The organism is Candidatus Cardinium hertigii, assembly GCF_050864855.1.
GTDB classification, from domain to species: Bacteria; Bacteroidota; Bacteroidia; order Cytophagales; family Amoebophilaceae; genus Cardinium; species Cardinium hertigii_C.
In genome coordinates, this window is the sequence record NZ_JBOZWW010000003.1 from 1 (window position 1) to 2,259 (window position 2,259).

The following is a 2,259-nucleotide window of genomic DNA, read 5'->3' on the forward strand; positions in this document are numbered from 1 at the left end:
TGAATCTGTAAATAGCCAATTCCGTAGAGTTACTAAAAATAAAAGAGTATTTCCTAACGATATAGCTGTTTTTAAAACCTTATATTTAACTATTAACTACATGACCAAAAAGTGGACCATGCCTATTCATAATTGGAGTGAGGCTATAGCACATTTTTTAATTAAATTTGAAAAGAGAATTCAATAAAACATAAAAATATTTTACACACTTAATTGGACAGAGCCTCTTAAAATGTGGTCACGTCAAGAAACGGAAAATAAAGTACGCTAATGATTTTGGACCATATCTGTAGCATATGAACAGAAAATTACGGTTTTGGTTTTGTACCCAACTTCGTTAGCTAGATTTTGGCAATAGACTATGTCTTAAAAAACGGTCGTTTGTTGAGACACAGGTATTAACTAAATATATCGTACATTTTCGAACGATTTTTATAACCCCATTTTTCCTTATCGTGCTTTATTTTCACTTTCCTGACGGGACCCCTACTATTTTATAGGCCTACCAGTTTTAAGTTCCTCACGTCTACTTGGAAATGGAGCTTCTCTTTCATTTTCCAATGTATCAATAGCTTTAGAAAAGGCTTCTTCTGCCAGAGAAGCTAATGTAAGACCTGGGGTCCAATAAACAGCATTTTTTAACCTTTCTATAACATATTGAGAAATTTGAACAGTAATCCTTTGTTTAAGGGACTTAGTATGTTGTTGAATAGACTGTTTAACGTCTTCACGAGAATCTAATATTGATTCATATTTTTCTTTATTTGATATAGGTTGAATTAAACTATCTAGAGGATTATCTCCAATTGTTTGTCTTTTTGCCATATTTACTTCCCTTTTCTACGTTTAATAATTTCATGGGATAAACTACGATAATCCTCCGCTCCAGAACTTCTTCCATCATACATCGTGATAGGTTTGCCAAACGATGGAGCTTCAGCCAATTTTACACTTTCCCTAATTATTGTTTGATATACTTGACTATTAAATCTACTTCTTAAGTCGGATATAATATCTTTGGATAATCTAGTCCTATTATTCACTCTACAAGGCAAAATTCCATCAATTTCAAGTGATGGATTTAGCCTATCTCTTACAGTTGTTATGGTATTTAAAAGCTGAGCTAATCCCTGAATAGCCATAATATGGGTTTCAATAGGAACAAGCACCTTACTAGCTGCTGTCAATGCATTAAGAGATATAATACCAAGAGTAGGAGGGCAGTCTATCAAAACATAATCCCATAGGGTGTTATCTATTCCGTGTAAGTTATTTTTCAAAATCATCTCTGCTCCAACCTCACTAGATAAAGCTTTATCAGCACTAATAAGCCAAGGAGATGAAACCACAATTTCCATACCATTAACACATGTTTTACTGATAATATCTAAAATACTTACATTTTCTGTAAATAATGTAAATAATCCTTTTGAAGGATTTTTAAACCCAAGCCATATTGAAGCAGAACCTTGAGGATCAAGGTCTATAAGAAGAATCTTTTTATTTTGTTCAGCTAACGTGCTGCTAAGGTTAACAGCTGTTGTAGTTTTTGCTGATCCACCTTTTTGATTCAAAATAGCTATAATTTCCATAATTGTACATTTTACCTAAAATACACACATTTTACAAAAAACATGTATTACCATAATATGATATTAGATTTCTAATATATGAGTATATATACAATTGATCGAATGATATTTTATGAAACATATAAAGGATAATTTTGTTATTTCACGTAAAATAATAACCTATTAACATATGTTTTACTGACAATGTATAATATACATGTATTTTATGTAAATTAACTATGTTCGACTAATACACTAAAAAGATTAATAGCTATTATAGTTTTTGATAATCTAAATTTTTGATTCAAAACAGAAATAATTTTCATAATTGTATCCTTTACATAAAATACATACATTTTACAAAACAAGTGTATTTAATACATATATTATATTAAACTTTAATATCCCATTGGTTTCTAAGTGATAGGATGATACCTAAAATATTTAAAATAAATTAAATACTATAGGGGTCACCTTGGATATTGGAAATTATTGTACGTTAAGGTTTTTTTTGTATTGTTCTATGTTAGCAGATCTGAGAGATCTGAACTTACCTGATGTTGTTTTACGCTTTCTTGGCCAGATATAATCGCCTGTCAGATTGATATGCTCCCATCCTAATGGGGATAGATGGGATAACAATTGATCATTGATTTTGATTCCCTGTTTTTTCAGAGAGTCGACAGCT

The 2,259-nt window shown here is 30.7% G+C and carries 4 protein-coding genes; 1 reads left to right on the forward strand and 3 read right to left on the reverse strand.

The genetic code is table 11. The features are described 5' to 3' along the window. Window positions 1-187 (forward strand): transposase (locus ACRRVB_RS00210; protein ID WP_432446213.1); only part of this gene is annotated, 187 nt, incomplete at its 5' end. A 302-nt stretch (window positions 188-489) separates the two neighbouring features. Here the strand turns inward: ACRRVB_RS00210 and ACRRVB_RS00215 are convergent. From ACRRVB_RS00215 to ACRRVB_RS00225, 3 genes are all read right to left on the reverse strand, one after another. Then, window positions 490-825 carry a hypothetical protein gene (locus ACRRVB_RS00215; protein WP_432466025.1) on the reverse strand — a complete coding sequence of 112 codons (336 nt, stop codon included), beginning with the start codon at window positions 823-825 and terminating at the stop codon, window positions 490-492. Window positions 826-827: 2 nt separating this feature from the next. Further along, window positions 828-1,592, reverse strand: coding sequence for a ParA family protein (locus tag ACRRVB_RS00220; protein ID WP_432466026.1), 765 nt, complete (start codon window positions 1,590-1,592; stop codon window positions 828-830). A 468-nt stretch (window positions 1,593-2,060) separates the two neighbouring features. Further along, on the reverse strand, window positions 2,061-2,259 hold a 199-nt coding region (locus ACRRVB_RS00225), incomplete at its 5' end, for a Tn3 family transposase (RefSeq protein WP_432466027.1).